This window comes from Luteibacter sp. 329MFSha, from assembly GCF_900111665.1.
Taxonomy (GTDB): Bacteria; Pseudomonadota; Gammaproteobacteria; order Xanthomonadales; family Rhodanobacteraceae; genus Luteibacter.
Genome location: NZ_FOJE01000001.1, coordinates 722,619 through 743,860 on the forward strand (window position 1 = coordinate 722,619; position 21,242 = coordinate 743,860).

Here is a 21,242-nt window from a genome sequence, read left to right on the forward strand (position 1 = left end):
CTTGCCGGGGCACGGCAGGTACCTCGCTCGCCGTGTTAAAATAGCGGCCTTTGCCCTGTCCCCGTCAGAGGAAACGATGCCGCAGCTCGCCAAGCGTATCGGTCGTGCCAAGCCCAGCGCGATCATGGTCATCGCCGAGAAGGCCAAGCGCCTGAAGGCCGAAGGACGCGACATCGTCAGTTTCTCGATCGGCGTGCCCAACTTCCTCCCCGGCGAGCACGTGTACGCCGCCGCCCGCGAGGCGCTGGCGAAGGATTCCGGCCAGTACGGCAGCAACCGCGGCCCCGACGCGCTGGTCGACGCCTTCCTCGCGCACATCGAAGCGCTCGGGCTCACGGGCTACAGCCGCGCGAACGTCAGCACCGGCGTGGGCGCCAAGCAGATCCTCTACAACCTCGCGGAAGCGCTGCTCGACGAGGGCGACGAGATCGCCTTCCCGGCGCCGTACTGGACGAGCTACCTCGACATCGCCGAGATCGTCGGCGCGAAGATCAACATCCTGCCGTGCCCGCCGGAGCAGCACTACAAGCTCACGCCGGCGCAGTTCGACGACGCACTGAAGCGCAAGCCGCGCGTGTTCCTCTTCAACAACCCGTCGAACCCCACCGGCATGGTGTACACGCGCGACGAGATCGCCGCGCTGGCCGACGTGATCGCGAAGTATCCCGATACCTGGATCATCACCGACGACATCTACAACACGATGGTCTTCGACGGTGTCGGTTACCACAACTTCGTGCACGTGCGCCCCGAACTGAAGGACCGCGTGATCTTCGTCGACTCGCTGTCGAAAACCTACGGCATGCCCGGCTGGCGCGTGGGCTTCATCGCCGCGCCGGAAGCCGTGGCGCTCGCGGTGACCACGCTCAATTCGAACCACATCACGAGCCTGCCGGAAGTCGTCACCGCCGCGGCGGTCGCCGCGCTGGCCGGTCCGCAGGACATCCCGGCGGCGAAGTGCGTCGAGTTCGCGGCCAAGCGCGATCGCGTCTACGACGCGCTCGTGTCGATTCCCGGCGTCGTCTGCCCGCGTCCGCAGGGCGCGTTCTACGCGTTCCCCGACATCTCGGTGGCCTTCGGCAAGAAGCACGGCGGCGTCGAGATCACGTCCGACGTCGACTTCTGCGCCGCGCTGCTCGATGCCAAGGGCGTCGCCTGCGTTCCGGGTTCGGCCTTCGGCGAGCCGCGCGCGCTGCGCATTTCCTATTCCTGTCCCGACGAGGCGCTCGACAAGGGCATGGCCCGCATCGTCGAATTCTTCGCCGAGCTCAACTGATCGAAGTCCCACGCGATATACCTGAGGAGTCGTAAGATGAAAGCACCCGTTCGCGTTGCCGTCACCGGCGCTGCCGGCCAGATCGGCTATGCCCTCCTGTTCCGTATCGCCGCCGGCGACATGCTGGGCCCGGACCAGCCGGTGATCCTCCACCTGCTCGAGATCACTCCGGCGCTGCCCGCGCTGCAGGGTGTCGTCATGGAACTCAACGACTGCGCCTTCCCGACGCTCGCGGGCGTCGTCGCCACGGACGACGTGAACGTCGCCTTCAAGGACGTCGATTACGCGCTGCTCGTCGGTGCGCGTCCGCGCGGCCCGGGCATGGAGCGCAAGGACCTGCTCGAAGCCAACGGCGCCATCTTCGGCCCGCAGGGCAAGGCCCTGAACGACCACGCCAAGCGCGACGTGCGCGTGCTGGTCGTCGGTAACCCGGCCAACACCAACGCGCTGATCGCGCAGCAGAACGCCCCGGACCTCGATCCGAAGTGCTTCACCGCGATGGTCCGCCTCGACCACAACCGCGCGCTGTCGCAGCTCGCCGAGAAGACCGGCACGCATTCGACGGACATCAAGAAGCTGACGATCTGGGGCAACCACAGCTCGACGCAGTACCCGGACCTCCACGAGACCACCGTGAAGGGCAAGGCCGCGCTCGAGCAGGTCGACCAGGCCTGGTACGAGAGCGAGTTCATCCCGACCGTGCAGCAGCGCGGCGCGGCGATCATCAAGGCGCGCGGCGCGTCGTCGGCCGCCTCGGCCGCCTCGGCCGCGATCGACCACATGCGCGACTGGACGCTCGGCACGGCCGAAGGCGACTGGGTCTCGATGGCGATCCCCTCCGACGGCTCGTACGGCGTCGAGCCGGGCGTGATCTTCGGTTACCCGGTGACCGTCAAGGACGGCAAGTACGCGATCGTGCAGGGCCTGGCGATCAACGCGTTCTCGCAGGCGCGCATCGACGCGACCGAGAAGGAACTGCGCGAGGAGCGCGCTGGCGTCGAGCACCTGTTCGCGAAGTAATCCGCGAGCGTGCGATGCGAAGCGAAAGGCCGCGCCGCGAGGCGCGGCCTTTTTCGTGGTCGACGTGCCGGGGAGCGCGCTGGCGCGCGAACGGTTCTTGCCGCAAGCTGGTTCGCGAGCCGACGCGCTTTCCACGACCGCTCGCCCGGTTTACTCCATCGATACGCTCATTGCGGAATGCTCCCGATATGGCCCATAGCTCGAAACTCGTCGTCTACGTCGCGCTCGCCGCCAACATCGGCATCGCGATCGCGAAGTTCATCGCCGCGGCCATCAGCGGCAGTTCCAGCATGCTGTCGGAGGGCGTGCATTCGCTGGTCGACAGCGTGAACGAGATCCTGCTGCTCTACGGGCTGCGCCGCTCGCGCCAGCGACCCAACCGGCAGAACCCGCTCGGCTTCGGGCGCGAGCTGTACTTCTGGAGTTTCATCGTCGCGCTGCTGGTGCTGGCGCTGGGCGCGGGGTTCTCCCTCTACGAAGGCGTCAACCACATCCTGGTGCCCGAGCCGCTCGGCGACCCGACGGTCAACTACATCGTTCTCGCGGTGAGTGCGCTGTTCGAAGGAAGCTCGTGGTGGCTGTCGCTGAAGAGCGTGCAGCGGAAGAAGGGCAGCCTCGGCTACTTCGAGGCGTTCCGCAACACGAAGGACCCGACGACCTATTCCGTGCTGTTCGAGGACAGCGCCGCGCTGCTGGGCCTCGGCATCGCCGCCATCGGCGTGTATCTGTCCCATGCGCTCGGCGACCCGCGCATCGATGGCTGGGCCTCGATAGGCATCGCCGTCGTGCTGGCGCTGGCATCGGCGATGCTGGCGCGCGAGAGCAAGGCGCTGCTCATCGGCGAACCGGCGCAGCCGAACCTGCTCGCCAAGGTGTGCGGCATCGCGGGGCAGGTGCAGGGGGTGGAAGCGGTCAACGGCGTGCTGACGGTGCAGGTCGGCCCGGACCAGGTGCTGGTGGCGCTGTCGATGGCGTTCGACGATCACCTGACCACGGTGGAGATCGAGGAGCGCGTGCGCACCATCGAGGCGCGTACCAAGGAGGCGAACCTGCCGATCGTCGCGTTGTTCATCAAGCCGCAGACCCCGGAAGGCTGGCGGGCCCGGTTGCGCGAACTGGACGGGCGTTGAGGTGCCGGCGAAGGGCGGGAGCCGATCGTATCGGCGATGAGCGGTGCGCCGCCGTCGCGGGTGCGAGCGGCGGCGCATGCCGTATCAGGAGTGCTCGCCTTCCTTCGGCGGCTTGCCACGGCCTTCGATGTGACCACCGAAGCCCATGCGCATCGCGGACAGCAGGCGCTCGGCGTAGGTGTGGTCCTGGCGCGAACGGAAGCGGGCGAACAGGGCGGAGGTCAGCACTTCGGCTGGCACGGCCTGCTCGATGGCCGCGTTGACGGTCCAGCGGCCTTCGCCGGAGTCGTCGACGTAACCGGAGTAGTTGTCGAGCTCCGGACCCTTCGCCAGCGCGCTGGCGGTGAGGTCGAGCAGCCACGACGAGACCACGCTGCCGCGACGCCAGACTTCGGCGATGTCGGCCATGTCGAGCTCGTAGCGCTCGCGCTCCGGCAGGTGCGCGGCGTTGCGGTTCTTCAGGATGTCGAAGCCTTCCGCGAACGACTGCATCATGCCGTACTCGATGCCGTTGTGGATCATCTTGACGAAGTGACCCGCGCCGGCCGGACCGGCGTGCATGTAGCCGTTCTCGACGCGCGGATCGCGGCCATCGCGGCCTTCGGTGCGCGGGATGTCGCCGGCGCCCGGTGCGAGGGTCTTGAAGATGGGATCGAGGTAATCGACGGTCGGCTTGTCGCCGCCGATCATCATGCAGTAACCGCGATCGAGGCCCCACACGCCGCCGGAGGTGCCGACGTCCACGTAGTGGATGCCCTTGGTGGCGAGTTCCTCGGCGCGACGGGCGTCGTCCTTGTAGAACGTGTTGCCGCCGTCGATGATGACGTCGTCCTTGCCGAGCAGGCCGGACAGGGTCTGGATCGTGTTCTCGGTGATCTCGCCGGCGGGCAGCATCACCCACACGACCTTCGGCGACGGCAGGGCCGCGACCAGCGCCTCGACCGAGGTGACGGCTTCGCCGCCGTCCTTCGCCAGCGCCGCGCGGGCGCCCTCGGCGTTGTCATAGACCACGGTCTGATGACCGTCCCTCATCAGGCGGCGGGCGATATTGCCGCCCATGCGGCCCAGTCCGATCAAACCGATTTTCATGCGTGGGTTCCTCGATGTGTGCAACGTGGGGAATATGCGGATACCCGCCGTGGATGCAAGGTATACATAGGGATGTCCGGCGCGGCACCGGGTCCGCCGGACCCATCCACGCATGCTCCGGCCGCGGGGGTTAACCCCGTCATAGTGCGTCCTGGAGGCCGCGAAGTCGACCTTCGATGACTTACGGCAGGCTGGAGCGGGGCTTCGCCGCGCGGGTATCCTCAGCGGTCGTCCCTTCAAGTGCGCCCGATGAAAACATCCGCCGTCCGCCTGTCGCTCGCCGCCATCGCCCTGACCGGGACGCTCGGCGCCTCGGCCGCCACGTTCGATCCCCGCGAGATCTTCGCACCGTTCGTCTATCCGCAGCCCGTCAACGCCTACCGCTCCGGCAGTGGCGTGCCCGGCCCGCTGTTCTGGCAGAACCGTGCCGACTACGACCTGGCCGCGACGCTGGACCCGGTCGCCAACACGATGACGGGCAGGGCGACGATCCATTACACGAACGACAGCCCGGACGCGCTCGACGTGCTCTGGCTGCAGCTGGACGAGAACCGCTTCACCGCGGACGCGCGCGGGAACTTCACGGCCGGCAGGACCGAAAAGCGGCATACCGACGGCTTCCGCATCGCCTCGGTGACCGTGGGCGGGAAAGCGGCCACCTATGTGGTCAGCGACACGCGCATGCAGGTGCGCCTGCCCGAGGCGGTCGCGGCGCGCGGCGGCAAGGTGAGCGTCACGATCGCGTATTCCTACGATCTGCCCGGCGACTTCGGTGGACGCACCGGTTTCGCGCCGTCGAAGAACGGCGACATCTACGAGATGGCGCAGTGGTACCCGCGCATGTGCGTCTACGACGAACTGCGCGGCTGGGACACGGCGCCCTACCTCAACAGCGAGTTCTACCTCGAGTACGGCGACTTCGATTATGCGATCACCGTGCCCTCGGACATGATCGTCGCCGGTTCCGGCGAGCTGGTGAACCCGGAGGACGTGCTCACCGCGACGCAGCGCGAGCGCCTGGCGAAGGCGCGCGAGAGCGACGCGACCGTGATGATCCGCACGCCCGAGGAGGTCACGCAGGCGTCGAGCCGGCCGAAGCGGGGCGGCACGCTGACGTGGAAGTTCCGCATGCGGAACACGCGCGACGTCGCCTTCGGCGCGTCGAAGGCGTACGTGTGGGACGCGGCGCGCATCAACCTGCCGGAGGGCCGCAAGGCGCTCGCGATGTCCGTGTACCCGGTGGAGAGCGTCGGCGTGAAGGGCTGGGGTCGTTCGACGGAGTACCTGAAGTCGTCGGTCGAGCACTTCTCGACGAAGTGGTACCCCTATCCGTACCCGGTGGCGATCAACGAAGCGGGTTCCGCCGCGAGCGGCATGGAATACCCGGGCATCGTGTTCGATCCCATGAAGGCGCCGGCCAAGGCGCTGCACATGGTGACCGCGCACGAGATCGGGCACACGTGGTTCCCGATGATCGTGGGCAGCGACGAGCGCCGCAACGCTTGGATGGACGAAGGGTTCAACACCTTCATCGACGTGTACGAGGCGGACGCCTTCAACCACGGCGAGTTCGCGCCCAAGCGCGACGGCGAGTACGCGCCGAAGGGCGGCAACCCCGTCGACGAGATCCTGCCCCTGCTGGCCGACGCCGACGCGCCGCCGCTGCTGATCGGCGCCGACATGGTCAAGGAGAAGTACCGCCACCCGGCCACCTATTTCAAGGCGGCGCTGGGCCTCGTGCTGCTGCGCGAGGAGATCATCGGGCCGGAGCTTTTCGACCCGGCGTTCCGCAAGTACATCGCGACCTGGGCCTACCGCCACCCGACGCCCTCGGACTTCTTCCGGCTGATGGAAAGCCAGGCGGGCGAGGACCTGTCCTGGTTCTGGCGCGGCTGGTTCGCCAACAACTGGCAGCTCGACATGGCCGTGACGGCGGTCGACGGCGGGACCGTGACGGTGGAAAATCGCGATCGCCTGGTCATGCCCGCGACGCTGCGGGTGACCTTCGACGACCGGACCACCCGCGACATCCGCGTGCCGGTGGAGACCTGGCAGCAGCACACGAGCTTCGGCGTGAGCGTGCCCGGCGGCCGCCGGATCGTCCGTGCCGAGATCGACCCCGACCACCGGATCCCGGACCGGGACCGGTCCAACAACGTCTGGCCGCGCTGAGGAGCGTCATGTCGCCGCGCAAGGCAGCCATTTCCAACCTGTTCGCCATCGTCGTCGCGGCGGTGGCGTGGCCGGCGCTGCTGCTGCAGTACTGGCTCATGTTCTGGTCGGCGTCTCCCGGCGTCGTGACGGTGCGCTTCTTCAGCTACTTCACGATCCTCTCCAACGTGCTCGTCGCGCTGGTCGCGGCGGCGGCCGCCACGGGCGGCAACTGGAAGCCGTTGCGCGGCCTGCGCCGTCCGGCGGTCCGGGGGCTCGCGGCGCTCTGCATCGCGGTGACCTGCCTGGTCTACGCCACCGTGCTGCAGGGGCAGTGGCATCCGCTCGGGCCGCAGCTGGTGGCCGACCGCGCCCTGCATTACGTCGTGCCGGTGCTGTACCTGGCCTGGTGGGTGTTCCTGCTGCCGCACGGCGAGCTGGCGTGGCGCGACGCGGCGCGATGGCTGCTGTTCCCCTTCGCGTTCTGTCTCTGGACGTTCGCGCGCGGCAGCGTCGTGCACGAGTATCCGTACCCGTTCATGGACGTCGACAGGCTCGGATATCCGGCCGTGCTGCTGAACTCGTGCATCGTCGGGGCGCTGTTCCTCGTCCTGGGCGCGGGCCTGGTCGCGGTCGACCGGGCACTCCGGAATCGGTAACGTCAAGGGGCTACAATGGCGGAATGATCTTCCGCTGGTTCGAATCCCTCATCGACATCTTCCGCGACGCGCCCGACCGGGCGCCGCCGAAGGGCGTCGTCCGCTTCTACGCGTACTACCTCGGCCAGGTGTGGAAGGTCTTCGTGGCCGCCCTGGTCGTCGGGCTCGCCGTCGCCCTCATTGAGGTCGCCCTGTTCGACTTCCTGGGGCGGGTGGTCGACATGGCGCAGAAGACGCCGGCCGCGGTGTTCTTCCAGACCCACTGGCGCACGCTGACGTGGATGGCGTTCGTCGTCGTGATCCTGCGGCCGCTGTCGATCGGCATCCACGACCTGCTGGTCAACCAGACGCTCAACCCGGGCATGACCACGATGGTGCGCTGGCAGCACCATCGCTACGTGCTCAAGCAGAGCCTCTCGTTCTTCCAGAACGACTTCGCGGGCCGCATCGCGAACCGGATCATGCAGACGGCGCCGTCGCTACGGCAGTCGGCGGTGCAGGTCGTCGACGCGCTCTGGTACGTCACCGTCTACGCCGGCACCTCGGTTTACCTGTTCGCGAAGGCGGACGTCTGGCTGGCCCTGCCGCTCGTGCTCTGGATCGCGGGTTACGTCGGCATGCTGGTGTACTTCGTGCCGCGCGTGAAGGAACGCTCGTGGAAAGCGTCCGAGGCGCGTTCCAAGCTGATGGGTCGCATCGTGGACGGCTACAGCAACGTGATGACGCTGAAACTCTTCGCGCACACGCATCGCGAAGAGGCCTATGCGAAGGAGGCGATGCGGGAACAGACGGACAAGGTCCGCTCGTCCAGCCGCATGGTCACCGGCATGGATGTCGCCATCACTTCGCTCAACGGCGTGCTCATCGCGGCGACGAGCGGCCTGGCTCTCTGGCTGTGGTCGCGGGGTACGGTGTCGACGGGGCAGGTCGCCCTGGCCGTGGGCCTGGTCATCCGCATCAACAACATGTCCGGCTGGATCATGTGGGTGGTCAACGGCATCTTCGAGGACATCGGCACCGTGCAGGACGGCATCACCACGATCTCGCAGGAGCGGACCGTGGTCGATCGTCCGGACGCCGTGCCGCTGCGCGTCACGCGCGGCGAGGTGCGCTTCGAGAACATCCATTTCCATTACGGCAAGGCGGGCGGCGTGATCGGCGGCCTCGACCTGCTGGTCCGTCCGGGCGAGAAGATCGGTCTCGTCGGGCCGTCGGGCGCGGGCAAGTCGACGATGGTCAACATCATGCTGCGCCTCTACGACCTCGAGGACGGCCGCATCGCGATCGACGGCCAGGACATCGCGAAGGTCACGCAGGAATCCCTGCGTTCGAGCATCGGCGTGGTGACGCAGGACACCTCGCTGCTGCATCGGTCGATCCGCGACAACCTGCTCTATGGCCGGCCGGACGCGACGGAGGCCGAACTGCTCGCCGCCGTGCGGCAGGCGCGCGCCGACGAGTTCATCCCGGGCCTCTCCGATGGCGAGGGCCGCACGGGCTTCGATGCCCATGCGGGCGAGCGTGGCGTGAAACTCTCGGGCGGCCAGCGCCAGCGCATCGCGATCGCGCGCGTGCTGCTCAAGGACGCGCCGATCCTCGTGCTCGACGAGGCGACCTCCGCGCTCGATTCCGAAGCCGAGGCCGCGATCCAGGAAAGCCTGGAGACGCTGATGCAGGGCAAGACGGTGATCGCGATCGCGCACCGCCTGTCCACCATCGCGAAGATGGACCGGCTCGTGGTGATGGAGCACGGCGCGATCGTGGAGACGGGGACGCATGCCGAACTGATCGCCCATGGTGGCCTCTACGCGCGCCTTTGGGCGCATCAGACGGGTGGCTTCGTCGGCGTGGAGTAATGGGAGCGACGCCATGAATTCCCCGAAAGGCTGCCTTGCAAACGCTTCGCTTGTGGTATCGCCGGTTCCGGCGACAATGACGCTCCCATCCCCATGAAGAACACGATGAACGCCGCCGCCGAAACCCCGGTCGACACCGCCGCTCCCGCCGCGCGCGACTGGCGGACCACCGTCGAATTGACCATTCTCGGGGCCATCTGGGGCGGCTCGTTCCTCTTCATGCGCGTCGCGGCGAAGGATTTCGGTCCGTTCCCGCTGGTCGCGACGCGCCTGGCGTTCGGCTCGGTGATCCTGCTCCCGCTGCTCTGGCGCGCGCGGCAGACGATCCGGCCCTCGCACCTGTGGAAGATGCTGGCCCTCGGCGCCCTGAGCGCGGCGATCCCGTTCACGCTGTTCGCGTGGGGCGCGGAACGCGCGCCCGCCGGCATCGGCGCCATCGCCAACAGCATGACCGTCCTCTTCGCCGCGCTGGTGGCCTTCGTCGGCTTCGGCGAGAAGATCGGCGTTCGCAAGGCCATCGCGCTGGTCGCGGGCTTCGTCGGCGTGGTGATCCTCGCGAGCGGACGCACGGCCGGCGAAAACGTCGCCCCCGCGGCGCTGGCGGGCGCCGCGGCGTCGTTCTGCTACGGACTGGCCGGCAACCTCATCAAGCGCTTCCTCTCCGACATCGCCCCGACGGCCGTCGCGGCGGGCTGCCTGCTCGGCGCCACGATCCTCACCGCGCCGCTCGCGGCGCTGACCTGGCCCGAGGCGGCCATTCCGGCGAAGTCGTGGGTCGCGGTCGTGGCCCTCGGCGTGCTCTCGACCGGTCTCGCCTACGCCTTCTACTTCCGCCTGATCCAGCGGATCGGCGCGCCGCGCGCGGCCACGTCGACGTACCTGGTGCCGCTGTTCGGCGTGGGCTGGGCGTGGATGTTCCTGGGCGAGGCCCTGACACCGACGATGGCGCTCGCCGGCGCCATCATCCTGGGCAGCGTCATCTTCAGCCAGAAAAGCAAGGGCTGATCGGCCCTTCCACCCGGCTGCCCAGCGTGGAATAGTCCGGCGCTACCACTGTTGCCGGGACCGTCCATGCCGCGCCTTCGCCATCTCCTCGCCTTCGGCGTCACGTCGTTCGTCTTCGCGATCGCCGCGAACGCCCAGGACACCGCCCCCGCGGCCACTGCGTCCGCGACTGGCGCCGCCCCGGCGCGCCCCGCGGCGCTGGCCGACTTCGAGGCCTACCTCGACGCCACGCGCAAGCAGTTCGACGTGCCGGGCATCGCGGTCGCGATCGTCAAGGACGGTAAGGTGGTGCTCGAGCTCGGCTCGGGTGTGCGCAAGCTGGGCGATCCCGCGAAGGTCGACGCGCACACGCAGTTCGCCATCGCGTCGAACACCAAGGCGTTCACCGCGGCCTCGCTGGCGATCCTCGCCGACGAGAAGAAGCTCGACATGAACGACCGCGTGATCGACCGGTTGCCGTGGTTCCAGATGTCCGACCCGTACGTCACGCGCGAGATGCGTGTGCGCGACCTGCTGGCGCATCGCAGCGGCCTCAGCCTCGGCGCCGGCGACCTCCTGTACTGGCCCGCCACGACGTACACCACGAAGGAGGTGGTGCAGCGACTGCGCTACATGCCGCTGACGAACAGCTTCCGCGCCGAGTACGCGTACGACAACATCCTCTTCGCGGTCGCGGGCCTCGTCATCGAGCAGGTTTCGGGAAAATCCTGGAGCGACTTCGTGCGCGAGCGCATCTTCCAGCCGCTCGGCATGACCGAATCGCAGACGAGCGCGCCGAGCCATGTCGCCGCCGGCGACGACATCGCCACCGGTCACGCGAAGTTCGACTTCAAGGACCTGAAGCCCGTGCCGCCGATGTCGTGGAGCAACAATCCCTCGGCGGGCGGCATCTATTCCAGTGTCCACGACCTCTCGAAGTGGATGACCATGCAGCTGGCCGGCGGCGCCTACACGGATGCCTCGGGCAAGGCGCAGCGCCTCTTCAGCGAGAAGCGCCAGGCGGAGATGTGGTCGCTGATCACGCCGATCCGCATCCCGGAACCGAGCGTGCCCGAGCTCGCGCCGGCGAAGCCGAACTTCTCCGGCTACGGCGAAGGCTGGTTCGTTTCCGACTACCGCGGTCACAAGCTCGTGTGGCACACCGGTGGCTGGCCCGGCATGGTCTCGCGCCTGACGATGGTGCCCGACCTCAAGCTCGGCGTGGTGGTGCTGACGAACCAGGAATCCGGCGCGGCGTTCCAGGCGGTCACGATGCGGGCCCTCGACGCCTTCATGGACGCACCGGTGAAGGACTGGATCGCCGCGTACGCCGCCAGCGTGAAGAAGGCGGAAGGCAACGCCGACGACAGCATGAAGAAGCACGAGGCCGCGCGCATGAAGGGCGCGAAGCCGTCGCTGCCGCTGGACGGCTACGCGGGCACGTACCGCGATCCGTGGTACGGCGACGTCAAGGTGGCGAAGCAGGGCGGGAAGCTGGTGATGAGCTTCACGAAGACCGCCCAGCTCACCGGCACGCTCGAACCGTGGCAGCACGACACCTTCGTCGCGCACTGGGACGATCGCTCGCTCAACGGCGACGCGTTCGTCAACTTCGTGCTCGATCCCGATGGCAAGGTGCGCGAGGTCCGCATGGAACCGGTCTCGCCGCTGACCGACTTCAGCTTCGACTTCCAGGACCTGCGTCTCGCGCCGGTCCCGTAGGAGCGCACCTGGGCGCGATGGGGTGCTCGCCGCAAGCACCCATCGCGGCCAGGTCCGCTCCTACGAAAGCGACGGGCGTCACGCCGACGGATCGGGATCCGTCGACGCCTTCGGCGCGCCCGCACCCGTCGGCCCGATCATGTCGCCCATGTTGCCGCCGGACCTCAGCACGAGGTCCTGCGGACGCAGCAGCGGAATGTCGGCGCCGCGCAGGCGCGCGATGATGTCGAACAGCAGGTCGCTCTTCACGTTGCCGACGTCGCGCGGGCTGCCGACGTAGCACGTCGCGGCGAACGTCATCGCGGCGCGATCGATGTTGTCGAGCGTGACGGACGGCGCGGGCGTGGGCTGCACGGACGCATGGCCCTGCATGGCGTCGAGCATGTGCTGGCGCACGTCCACCGGATCGCAATCCAGCGGCATCGGCAGCTTGATCAGGACACGGCCCTGCGGGTTGGCCATCGTCATGTTGCGCACGGGCTTCGTGATGAACGAGGAGTTCGGCACGATGATCGTCGAGCGGTCGGATACCTGGATCTCGGTCGCGCGCACGTTGATGCGGCGGATGTCGCCTTCGGCGTCGTCGAGCACGACCCAGTCGCCGACTTTTACCGGGCGCTCGGCGAGCAGGATCAGGCCGGAGATGAAGTTCTGCACGATCGCCTGCAGACCGAAGCCGATGCCGACCGACAGCGCCGACGCGACCCATGCCACGTTCTGCACCGACAGGCCCATCGCCAGCAGGGCGATCGCCACCACGATCACGATGCCGACGTAGCCGAGCAGGGTGGTCAGCGAACTGCGCATGCCCGGATCGAGGTTCGTGCGCGGCAGATACTGCTCCGACATCCAGTTCTTGACGACGCGGACGGCGAGCAGGCCGAGGAAGAACAGCGCGATCGACGTCAGGATCTGGCTCGGCTTCAGCTCGACGTTGTAGATCTTCAGTGACTGCAGCTTGCCGCCCAGCGCGAGGATGTCCGACGCGCCGGCGCCGAAACCCGAGACGACGGCCGTCAGGCCGAACAGGAACAGGCCCAGGCGCACGATGCCGGAAAGCAGCACGCCGGCCTGGTCGAGCAGCTTCGGATGCGTGCCGAACACCGCCTGCGCCCGCGCGCTCATCGGACCCTTCTCGGAGAGCAGCGTCTCGAAGAGGTCGTCGACGAGGCGCATGGCGAGGTAGGTGGAGGCGATCACGATGGCCGTCCACACGACCTGGCCGGCGATGAACGCGGCGAAGGCGATGAAACCGGTGAGCAGCCCGATCCACGACGCGGCGATCGCGATCCATGCCGCCGCGATGAACAGGCTCGCCCAGATGGGGCGGGGCGCCGGCGGCGTGCCGTCCGTGTCGTGATGGTGCGTGCGGCCGAGGCGAAGCAGCGCGAAGGCGGTGAGCGTCGTGAACACGACGGCCTGCAGGCTCGTCGTGACGACGGTGATCGAAAGACTCGTGCCGATGGCGCGGTTGAGTTCGCGCAGGAACACGAACAGGACGACGGACAGCGAGATCGCCATCGGGAAGCGGCGCAGCGCGTCCGCGGTCTCGTCGGGAATCGCGGGAAGACGCCACGACGGCCGCTTCGGCGAGAGCAGCGCGCGGCCCAGGCCCGCGATGAATGCGCCGAAGAACACCAGACGCACCAGCGCGCGCACCACCTCGTCGGTGTCGGAGCTGAAGGTCTCGTTCCAGTTGAGGCCCAGATAGATGAGCTGCGTGCCGAGGCCGGTGGTCAGCGTCGAGGTGAGCGCGATGCCGAGGATCAACGCCGAGCGGCGCAGGCGACCCGGCGGCATGCGGTTCGCCGTGAGCTGGCGGACGCGGTGTTCGATGTAGAGCCGCACGCCGGTCATCAGCAGCAGGCCGAGCAGCACGCAGGTGATCAGCGCGACGCGGTTGCCCGCGGTCCAGCTCTCGGCGATGTCTTGCTTCACGCCATCGGCGAACGCGCGCAGGTTGGCGGAATCGCGCGGGAAGGCCGCGGCCGGCTCCGACCAGAACGGGCGCGAGAGCGGAGAGTTCGTGCGTCGCGAAATGGTTTCCTGGAAGCGCGTGCGCCGCAGTTCGGCCAGCTGGTTCGCCGTCTGCTGCGCTTCGAGCGCGATCGCGTCCGCCTGCTTCACCTGCGCGTCGACGGCGTCGAACGCCTTCTGGGCGTCCTTGCGCGCGGCGGCGAGTTCGGGGGCTTCCTTCGTGCCGGCGGCGGGCGCGGGACCCAGCTGGTCGAGGCGAGCCTTGGCGGCGTCGCGACCCTGCTGCAGCGAGCTGGACAGCTTCTGCGCGTCGCTGGCGATGCCGGTCGATTTTCCGCGCAGGTCGTCGATCGTGCTGTCTTCGATGTGCTCGTCCTTCATGGTCTTCTCGACCTGGTCGAGCTGACCGCGCAAGTCGTCGATCTGCTGGGCGGGGCTGGCGTCGTCCGCCTGTGCGAAGGCGCCGCCGGTGCCGGCGAGGAGGAGGGCGATGAAGAAGATTCGTAGGATGCGCATGGCGTGATGATCGAAGCCGGTTCCGATCCGGTCAATTGCCCGGAGGTATGCGGTACCCTCGGTGAACGGCGCGTGCTGGCCCGTGTTGCGGCAATGCAGCTTTGCCGGCGCGTAGCCGCCCGTTATCCTGCCGCCCCTTTCGTCACGCCTGGAAGCCCACATGCGCAAGATGCTGGTCGCCGGTAACTGGAAGATGCATGGCTCCCGTATCGTCGGCAGCGCGCTGGTGCACGAAATCGCCCGGAGCGTGGGCGAACGCGTGAAGGCCGGCGCGCTGGCCTGCGAGGACGTGGTGCTCTTTCCGCCCACGACGCATCTCGGTGAGTTCGCGGCGAAATTCCACGACAGCGGCCTCGGTTTCGGGGCGCAGGACGTCTCCGAGCACGTCGGCACCGGCGCCTATACCGGCGAGGTTTCCGGCGAGATGCTGCGCGACGTCGGTGCCCGCTGGGTCATCGTCGGCCATTCCGAGCGGCGCCAGTATCACCATGAATCCGACGAACTCGTCGCGCGCAAGTTCGCGGCGGCGCTGAAGGCGGGCCTCACCCCGATCGTGTGCGTCGGCGAGACGAAGGAAGAGCACGAGGAAGGCCGCGCCGAGGAAGTGATCGGCCGCCAGCTCGGCGCCGTGCTGGACCTCAACGGCATCGAGCCGTTCCGGGACGCGGTGGTGGCGTACGAGCCCGTCTGGGCCATCGGAACGGGCCTGACGGCCACGCCGGAGACGGCGCAGAAAATTCATGCGTTCATCCGTAGCCAACTGGGAAAAAAGGATGCTAATATCTCGCTCCTGACCCGGGTGCTTTACGGCGGAAGCGTCAAGCCGGCCAATGCGGCCGAACTTTTCGCCCAGCCGGATGTGGACGGGGGACTGATCGGCGGCGCGGCTTTACTCGCCAACGATTTCCTGGATATATGCGCCGCGGCGCGTCGATAATTCGCGACACGGCAAACCAAGAAGACATGTTCATTCTCTTCAGCGTTTTCTATATCCTGATCGCCGCGGCGATGATCGTGCTGATCCTCATGCAGCGCGGCGCCGGTGCGGAGGCAGGTTCGGGTTTCGGCGGCGGTGCATCCGCCACCGTGTTCGGTGCGCGTGGTTCGTCGAGCTTCATGACGCGTGCCACGGCCGTCCTGGCCACCCTGTTTTTCCTGCTCAGCCTCGGCATGGGCATTTACCTCGGTCGCACGGGCAATCCCCAGCCGGCCGCGGATCTTGGTGTGATGTCCGGCGTTACCACGCCGGCCGCTCCCGCCAACAACGCACCGGTGGTCCCGGCCGCGTCGGATGTGCCTCAGGCACCCGCCGCTTCGGCCCCGGCAGCGAACAACGATGTTCCGGCCGCGAAGCAGGAAGCCACCCAGGCTCCCGCCGAACCGGCCAAGAAGTAATTACGCAACACGCAGTAAAAGTTATGCCCAGGTGGCGGAATTGGTAGACGCACTACCTTGAGGTGGTAGCGGCTTAGGTCGTGGGGGTTCGAGTCCCCCCTTGGGCACCAACAGAGATCCGGACAACCTCAACCGGATCGCAAAGAAACCCGCGAAAGCGGGTTTTTTTGTGCGCGGTCGCTTGTACGAGCGCCTCGCCGTGGGCACCGGCGTGCGCCGGTGCGACGATGAGGATATATAGGCGGGATCGCCTCTTCGTGCGCCAACACGCTACCTCACCGTCGCACCGGCGAAAGCCGGTGCCCACGGCGAGGCGATCGGAAGGGCGAGGCGCTTAGCCCGCGTTCTGCAGCACCCACTGCCAACGCCGCGGGACCTTGCCTTCGGGACCCGGCGTCGGCTGCGTGACGGGATGGCTATGCGGCGGGGCGAGCTCCGGACCGTCGACGATGTCCTCGGTGATGTAGCTGTAGAACCAGTCTTCGCCAGGTTCGAAGCTCTGGATGATCGGGTGTCCGGTGTCGTGGTAATGCTTCGTCGCGTGCTTGTTCAGCGAATCGTCGCAGCAGCCGATGTGGCCGCATTGCGCGCAACGGCGAAGATGGAACCACCAGCTGCCCGTGGCGAGGCATTCGACACAACCGGTGCCGCTCGGCGGGACATCGGGGTCGATGCCCTTGATGCGTTTGTCTTGCATGGGTTTATCCTGCGGTGGCGCGGTCAGAGCAATCGACCGGCACGCCTTAGGGCCGCTGCCTGCATGCGGTCGACCGAGGTTGCCAGCGAGCGTAATGCAATCCGCAGTTCGAGGGAATTCGGACAGCCACAGGCGAGGAGGGACTCGATTCGCTCGGCGGCATCGGCAACGCAAACGTGATCGTGCTCGAGGGCGTGCCGGGCGACATGGTTGGCCCGGAACTGGGCCTCGTCGTAGTCATGGTGAAGCAGCGCCTGGAGCAATCCCAGGGCTTCCAGGGAGATCTCCTCGGCTGCCATGACGTTGTGCATCCGACGATTAGGGCCCCATCGGCGTCTGCACGCAATCGGCCATCCGGCCTACTCAAGGTCGCCGCGTTGCGGCCGGGGTGCATGCCTGCGCCGTCGGCTATCCTCCGCGCAGTTCACTATCCATCGAGGCCTCCCGTGCATCTTGCCGCCACCGCGCTCACCGTCCTGGTCATCCTGATCCACCTCTACATCGTCGTGCTGGAGATGGTCCTGTGGCGCTCGCGAGGACCGAAGGTCTTCGGCATCACGCCCCAGTTCGCGAACGACAGCGCCGCGCTCGCCTCGAACCAGGGCCTCTACAACGGGTTCCTGGTGGTCGCCCTGCTGCTCGGCCTCGTCCTGCGCGAACCGTTCGCCACGGCTTTCGTCTTCTATGGCCTCGGATGCGTGGTCGTGGCGGGGCTCTGGGGTGCGCTGACGGCGAGCCGCCGGATCCTGTACGTGCAGGCGCTCCCCGCCGCCCTCGCACTCGCCGCGCAATGGCTCGCCCGCTGAAGCGTGCGGCACGTCGGGGTCCGTATCGACGTCGTCGTCCATAATCGGCCCGAACACGCGAGGCGGAGCGACGCATGCCGGATACGGATCTTCCCCTTGGCCATCCCGAGATCACGCCGCCGCCGCGTCCGCGCACGTTCGAGCTCGGCCTGGCCCTGGCCGGGGCGGTCTCCGGGGGCGCGTACGCCGCGGGCGTCCTCGATTTCATCTACGAGGCCCTGGAGCGCTGGTACGCGGCGAAGCGGGCCGGCGAGGCGGTGCCGTCGCACGACGTGTTGCTGCGCGACATCTCCGGCGCGTCGGCGGGCAGCATCAACGGGGTGCTTTCCGCCATCGCGCTTCCTTACGCCTTCGAGCATGTCCACGCGGCGACCGACGACGCGACGGCGGCCCGGAATCCGTTCTACGACACGTGGGTCGACCGGGTCGACATCAAGGGGTTCCTGGGCACCGACGATCTGGACAAGGACCTGCCCATCGCGTCGCTGCTCGACACGCGCTGCCTCGATGCGATCGCGGAGGATGCCCTGCGCTTCGAGGCGGCACCTGCGAGCCGGCCCTACATCGCGAATCCGCTGAAGCTGGTCTTCACCGTGACGAACCTGCGCGGCGTGCCCTACGAGGTGCCCTTCGCGGGAACGGGATCGGACGCCGGACACGGCATGGTCGCGCACGAGGACTACCTGCGCTTCGCCGTCGATACGGGGCAGGGGGCGTACGACCGTCGCTGGCACTATCCCGACGACCTCTACGTGGCGCATCCCAAACGCCTGCCGGACCGCGGGTGGACCGCGCTCATGAACGCCGCGCTGGCGTCGTCGGCTTTCCCAGGTGGTCTGCGCTACCGCGAGATCGAACGGCGCTGGAGCGACTACATGCAGCGCAGCGTCGTGGTGCCCGACGAGAACGGCATGTCGCGCGTGGTGCCGATCGAGCCGAAGCTGGACGAGGGCGAGCACATGGGCCCGAGCTACCGGTTCGTCGGCGTCGACGGCGGTGCGATGGACAACGAGCCGTTCGAGCTCGCGCGGACGGAACTGGCCGGCACGCTGGGCCGGAATCCGCGACGTGGCGATCAAGTCAACCGCATCGTCCTCATGGTGGACCCCTTTCCGGAGCCGGACGACCTCGGACCGGAGTTCGCGGCGTCGATCAACGTCGTCGGCGCCCTGACCGCGTTGTTCGCCTCATGGAAGCAGCAGGCGCGCTTCAAGCCGCGGGAAATCGCGCTGGCGATGGACGATGCCGTCTACAGCCGTTTCCTCATCGCGCCCATCCGTCCCGCCACCGAAGGCGAAACGCGCTGGCTGGGCGGACGGGCGATCGCCGCCGGCGCGCTGGGCGGTTTCGCCGGGTTCCTCGCGCAGGCCTACCGGCGGCACGATTTCCTGCTCGGACGCCGCAACGCGCAGCGCTTCCTCTCGGAGCATTTCCTCGTGCCGGCCAGCAATCCGATCGTCGCGGCGTGGGCCGGCGATCCCGCGCTGGCGCACTTCCTGCGCGAGCGCGATGGCGAAACGCACGCGCCCGTGATTCCCCTCGTCGGCGACTGCGCGTGCGCGGCGCGCGAGGAATGCCTGCCGGCGTGGCCACGCGGGGCGCTCGATCCCCTGAGCCTCATGCCCGACATCAGCAAGCGTCTCGACGCGCTGTATCGCGTGGCCACCGACAAATGGAAGGATAAGATTCTGACCTGGCTCGCATGGCATACGTATGCACGGCGCAAGCTCCTCCGCTTCGCCGCGACGCGGCTCGTGGACGCCCTGCGGCGGCACGAGCTCTGGTAAACGAAATGACGAAATCGTGTTTGGATCGTGCTAATACGGCAAGTGATTCGTCGATGTAACACCCGTTCGTGAGGAAACGCCCAGAAAAGCGAATCCGCATCTGGTCGTCGCGTGGAAACGGGAGTAGGTTGGACCACGCCCCTCCCTCGTGTCAGAACCTATGAATACATCAGCCGCGCCGCGCGCGATCGTTTTCGAGGATCATTCCGGACTGGCCTCCGCGCTCGCGGACATGCTGGAGGAGCGGTTTGGCTACGACGTCGCCGCATGCGCGACATGCATCGAAGAGGCGTTGCGGCTGGCGCACGTGGAGCGTTGCGATGTGGCCGTCGTGGACATCGATCTTCAGGGCGTCAAGGTATATCCCGCGCTCGACGAGCTTCAGCGCCGCGGCATCCCCTTCATCCTCGCGACCGGTTCGATGCAGGTGGACATTCCCGCCAAATACCGGGCGCCGCTCATCCGCAAGCCGTACAGTGCGCAGCAGCTGGAAACCGCATTGCACGAGGCCAGCCGACCGCAACGGGTCAGCTGACCTCCGGGAACGTCACCCCAGCGACGGTTCGTCGAACAGGCCGCGTTCGCCGCGGCGATCGGCATCGGCCACCCTCAGCGTGTTCTCGACATCGCGCACGCCCACGGCGTCGGCCACGGTGTCTTCGGCCAGGTGTTTCATGTAGCGCTTCGGCACCTCGCCGGTCAGGCGCACCACGCCTGTCGTCACGGTGACTTCGATGGCCGAGGCGTCGATCGCGTCGTGCTCCGTCAGCCGCTCGCAGATGTCGTCGCGAATGCGCTCGTCGCTGCGCTCGTAGCCCTTTGGCCCGACGCCGCGCCATCCGCCCGGATAACCGGACGGACTCCATGCGCGACGGGTGTCGTCGTCGCCGCGACCGAAGTCGCGGTGACCGGGGTGCCGTCCGTGCGTGTCATAAGCATGGTGCCCGCCGAAATCGCGGTGGCCCGGACGGCGGCCACCGTCGCGTTCGTCATCGCGCTGCCCGGTCCAGCCGCCTCCCGAGAAATCGTCGCCCGGGCGGTAATCGCGTCCGCCGGCGACGTCGCGGCGGGCATCGTAGGGACTCGCGCCAGCATCGCGATGGAGCCCCGCATCGCGGTGCCCATAGGTGCCTCCAAATTCATCGCCGGGATAGCGCGTGTCGTCGCGGCGTCCGAGGGGCCGTGCCCAGACGCTGTCGTCGTCGGGATGGCGGGTCGTGCCGTGGCGATCGTCTTGACGGTTCATGAGCGGCTCCAGCGTGAAGGACCACGCCAGTGTTCGCGCCGTGCCATGCAATACGTGTTGCGCGCGCGTCAACGCGGCGGAAACGTTTCTGAAGCGACGAGGCTCAGTGGGCCGGGGGCGCGGTCGCCACGCCGTGGGCCGTTTCGCGCAGCCACTGGTTCACTTCGTCCAGATCGGCGGCCACGCTCGCGCACAGCCGGCGCAGTTCCGCGCTGGGCTGTTGCAGGTCGGGCACCATGATCGTCGGCACGCCCGCCGCCGTCGCGGATCGCACCCCCGCGAGAGAATCCTCCAGGGCGAGGCAGCGTGCCGTGGGCGTGTTCAGGATCCGGGCCGCTCGCAGGTAAGGGTCGGATAAGGCTTGCAGCGCTCGCAGTCGCCGGACGCCACCAGGGCGTCGAAGCGATCCCGAAGGCCGAACGCGTCCAGGTGGTGTATCGCCGTGGCATGGGGAGACGAGGTGGCGATCGCACGAGGGATGCCAAGCTCGTCGAGGGTGTCGAGCAGCCGGGTCACGCCGGGCTTCAGCCGCAGGTCGGTGTCGAAGAGCGCGTGGTATCGGGCGGATGCCCCTTCCCAGACGGCATCGAGATCGACCTCGTCGCCGACGTGTTCCCTGAGCAGAAGTCGCGCCGCGTGCCCGTGCAGACCCACCATCCGCTGGCACAGGGAGAGGGGCAGGTGGATGTCGACCTCGTCGGCGGCGGCGAGCAGCGCGTCGCGGTAGAGCGCCTCCGTGTCGAAGAGGACGCCGTCCAGGTCGAAGACGATCGCCTGGGGTGTCGCCGGAAATCGGACCATGCCAGCCCCCGTGCAGCAGTGCCGGACGGTGCTTCCGGACCTGGGCTCAACATAGCGCTCATTGATGCACCGCGCCATAGCCCGAATGGTGCGGGTCATTCGGGCATCATGTAGCGATGCATCGATTGGA

General features: G+C 67.7%; 20 protein-coding genes and 1 tRNA gene. 14 read left to right on the forward strand and 7 right to left on the reverse strand.

Annotation, left to right across the window (positions count from 1 at the left end):
- Positions 1 to 76: 76 nt before the first annotated feature.
- From BMW54_RS03165 to BMW54_RS03175, 3 genes are all read left to right on the forward strand, one after another.
- Complete coding sequence (locus tag BMW54_RS03165) at positions 77 to 1,276, forward strand: aminotransferase class I/II-fold pyridoxal phosphate-dependent enzyme (RefSeq protein WP_090052926.1); 1,200 nt, start codon at positions 77 to 79, stop codon at positions 1,274 to 1,276.
- Between the two features lie 36 nt (positions 1,277 to 1,312).
- Positions 1,313 to 2,296: a malate dehydrogenase gene (locus BMW54_RS03170; RefSeq protein WP_090052927.1), complete on the forward strand. Its 984-nt coding sequence runs from the start codon at positions 1,313 to 1,315 to the stop codon at positions 2,294 to 2,296.
- Positions 2,297 to 2,484: 188 nt separating this feature from the next.
- On the forward strand, positions 2,485 to 3,426 hold the full coding sequence (locus tag BMW54_RS03175; protein WP_090052928.1) for a cation diffusion facilitator family transporter: 942 nt from the start codon (positions 2,485 to 2,487) through the stop codon (positions 3,424 to 3,426).
- An 84-nt stretch (positions 3,427 to 3,510) separates the two neighbouring features.
- On the opposite strand, the gene gnd is transcribed toward BMW54_RS03175, so the two are convergent.
- Positions 3,511 to 4,515: a phosphogluconate dehydrogenase (NAD(+)-dependent, decarboxylating) gene (gene gnd, locus BMW54_RS03180; RefSeq protein WP_090052930.1), complete on the reverse strand. Its 1,005-nt coding sequence runs from the start codon at positions 4,513 to 4,515 to the stop codon at positions 3,511 to 3,513.
- A gap of 249 nt (positions 4,516 to 4,764) precedes the next feature.
- Between gnd and BMW54_RS03185 the strand changes: the two genes are divergently transcribed.
- The 5 genes from BMW54_RS03185 (at position 4,765) to BMW54_RS03205 (ending at position 11,887) form a co-directional block, all read left to right on the forward strand.
- Positions 4,765 to 6,687 carry a M1 family metallopeptidase gene (locus BMW54_RS03185; RefSeq protein ID WP_090052931.1) on the forward strand — a complete coding sequence of 641 codons (1,923 nt, stop codon included), beginning with the start codon at positions 4,765 to 4,767 and terminating at the stop codon, positions 6,685 to 6,687.
- Between the two features lie 8 nt (positions 6,688 to 6,695).
- Positions 6,696 to 7,325, forward strand: coding sequence for a Pr6Pr family membrane protein (locus BMW54_RS03190; protein ID WP_090052933.1), 630 nt, complete (start codon positions 6,696 to 6,698; stop codon positions 7,323 to 7,325).
- 23 nt (positions 7,326 to 7,348) lie between these two features.
- On the forward strand, positions 7,349 to 9,181 hold the full coding sequence (locus tag BMW54_RS03195) for an ABC transporter ATP-binding protein (RefSeq protein WP_090052934.1): 1,833 nt from the start codon (positions 7,349 to 7,351) through the stop codon (positions 9,179 to 9,181).
- A gap of 93 nt (positions 9,182 to 9,274) precedes the next feature.
- Complete coding sequence (locus tag BMW54_RS03200; RefSeq protein ID WP_254779029.1) at positions 9,275 to 10,186, forward strand: DMT family transporter; 912 nt, start codon at positions 9,275 to 9,277, stop codon at positions 10,184 to 10,186.
- A 66-nt stretch (positions 10,187 to 10,252) separates the two neighbouring features.
- A complete protein-coding gene (locus BMW54_RS03205; protein ID WP_090052936.1) occupies positions 10,253 to 11,887 on the forward strand; it encodes a serine hydrolase in 1,635 nt (544 codons plus the stop codon).
- A 78-nt stretch (positions 11,888 to 11,965) separates the two neighbouring features.
- Here the strand turns inward: BMW54_RS03205 and BMW54_RS03210 are convergent, their stop codons facing one another.
- On the reverse strand, positions 11,966 to 14,380 hold the full coding sequence (locus BMW54_RS03210; protein WP_139206022.1) for a DUF3772 domain-containing protein: 2,415 nt from the start codon (positions 14,378 to 14,380) through the stop codon (positions 11,966 to 11,968).
- A gap of 160 nt (positions 14,381 to 14,540) precedes the next feature.
- Here BMW54_RS03210 and tpiA point away from each other — a divergent pair, with 160 nt between their 5' ends.
- The 3 genes from tpiA (at position 14,541) to BMW54_RS03225 (ending at position 15,885) form a co-directional block, all read left to right on the forward strand.
- The gene (tpiA, locus tag BMW54_RS03215) at positions 14,541 to 15,317 is read left to right on the forward strand and encodes a triose-phosphate isomerase (RefSeq protein WP_090052939.1); all 777 of its coding nucleotides are present in this window, start codon (positions 14,541 to 14,543) and stop codon (positions 15,315 to 15,317) included.
- Between the two features lie 26 nt (positions 15,318 to 15,343).
- Positions 15,344 to 15,775 carry a preprotein translocase subunit SecG gene (gene secG / locus BMW54_RS03220; RefSeq protein ID WP_090055640.1) on the forward strand — a complete coding sequence of 144 codons (432 nt, stop codon included), beginning with the start codon at positions 15,344 to 15,346 and terminating at the stop codon, positions 15,773 to 15,775.
- Between the two features lie 25 nt (positions 15,776 to 15,800).
- A tRNA-Leu gene (locus BMW54_RS03225) sits at positions 15,801 to 15,885 on the forward strand.
- A gap of 224 nt (positions 15,886 to 16,109) precedes the next feature.
- Here BMW54_RS03225 and BMW54_RS03230 read toward each other — a convergent pair.
- Positions 16,110 to 16,472, reverse strand: a complete 363-nt coding sequence (locus BMW54_RS03230; RefSeq protein ID WP_090052940.1) for a UBP-type zinc finger domain-containing protein — start codon at positions 16,470 to 16,472, stop codon at positions 16,110 to 16,112.
- 23 nt (positions 16,473 to 16,495) lie between these two features.
- Complete coding sequence (locus BMW54_RS03235; protein WP_139206023.1) at positions 16,496 to 16,771, reverse strand: hypothetical protein; 276 nt, start codon at positions 16,769 to 16,771, stop codon at positions 16,496 to 16,498.
- Positions 16,772 to 16,918: 147 nt separating this feature from the next.
- Here BMW54_RS03235 and BMW54_RS03240 point away from each other — a divergent pair, with 147 nt between their 5' ends.
- The 3 genes from BMW54_RS03240 (at position 16,919) to BMW54_RS03250 (ending at position 19,600) form a co-directional block, all read left to right on the forward strand.
- Positions 16,919 to 17,278 carry a DUF1304 domain-containing protein gene (locus BMW54_RS03240; RefSeq protein WP_254779031.1) on the forward strand — a complete coding sequence of 120 codons (360 nt, stop codon included), beginning with the start codon at positions 16,919 to 16,921 and terminating at the stop codon, positions 17,276 to 17,278.
- A gap of 74 nt (positions 17,279 to 17,352) precedes the next feature.
- Positions 17,353 to 19,065 carry a patatin-like phospholipase family protein gene (locus tag BMW54_RS03245; protein WP_090052946.1) on the forward strand — a complete coding sequence of 571 codons (1,713 nt, stop codon included), beginning with the start codon at positions 17,353 to 17,355 and terminating at the stop codon, positions 19,063 to 19,065.
- Between the two features lie 160 nt (positions 19,066 to 19,225).
- A complete protein-coding gene (locus tag BMW54_RS03250; protein ID WP_090052947.1) occupies positions 19,226 to 19,600 on the forward strand; it encodes a response regulator in 375 nt (124 codons plus the stop codon).
- A 12-nt stretch (positions 19,601 to 19,612) separates the two neighbouring features.
- Here the strand turns inward: BMW54_RS03250 and BMW54_RS03255 are convergent, their stop codons facing one another.
- The 3 genes from BMW54_RS03255 to BMW54_RS03260 form a co-directional block, all read right to left on the reverse strand.
- Positions 19,613 to 20,311, reverse strand: a complete 699-nt coding sequence (locus tag BMW54_RS03255; protein ID WP_090052949.1) for a BON domain-containing protein — start codon at positions 20,309 to 20,311, stop codon at positions 19,613 to 19,615.
- A 103-nt stretch (positions 20,312 to 20,414) separates the two neighbouring features.
- Positions 20,415 to 20,585: a hypothetical protein gene (locus tag BMW54_RS18905; protein WP_217642588.1), complete on the reverse strand. Its 171-nt coding sequence runs from the start codon at positions 20,583 to 20,585 to the stop codon at positions 20,415 to 20,417.
- Between the two features lie 47 nt (positions 20,586 to 20,632).
- A complete protein-coding gene (locus BMW54_RS03260; RefSeq protein WP_217642589.1) occupies positions 20,633 to 21,112 on the reverse strand; it encodes an HAD family hydrolase in 480 nt (159 codons plus the stop codon).
- Positions 21,113 to 21,242: the final 130 nt, after the last annotated feature.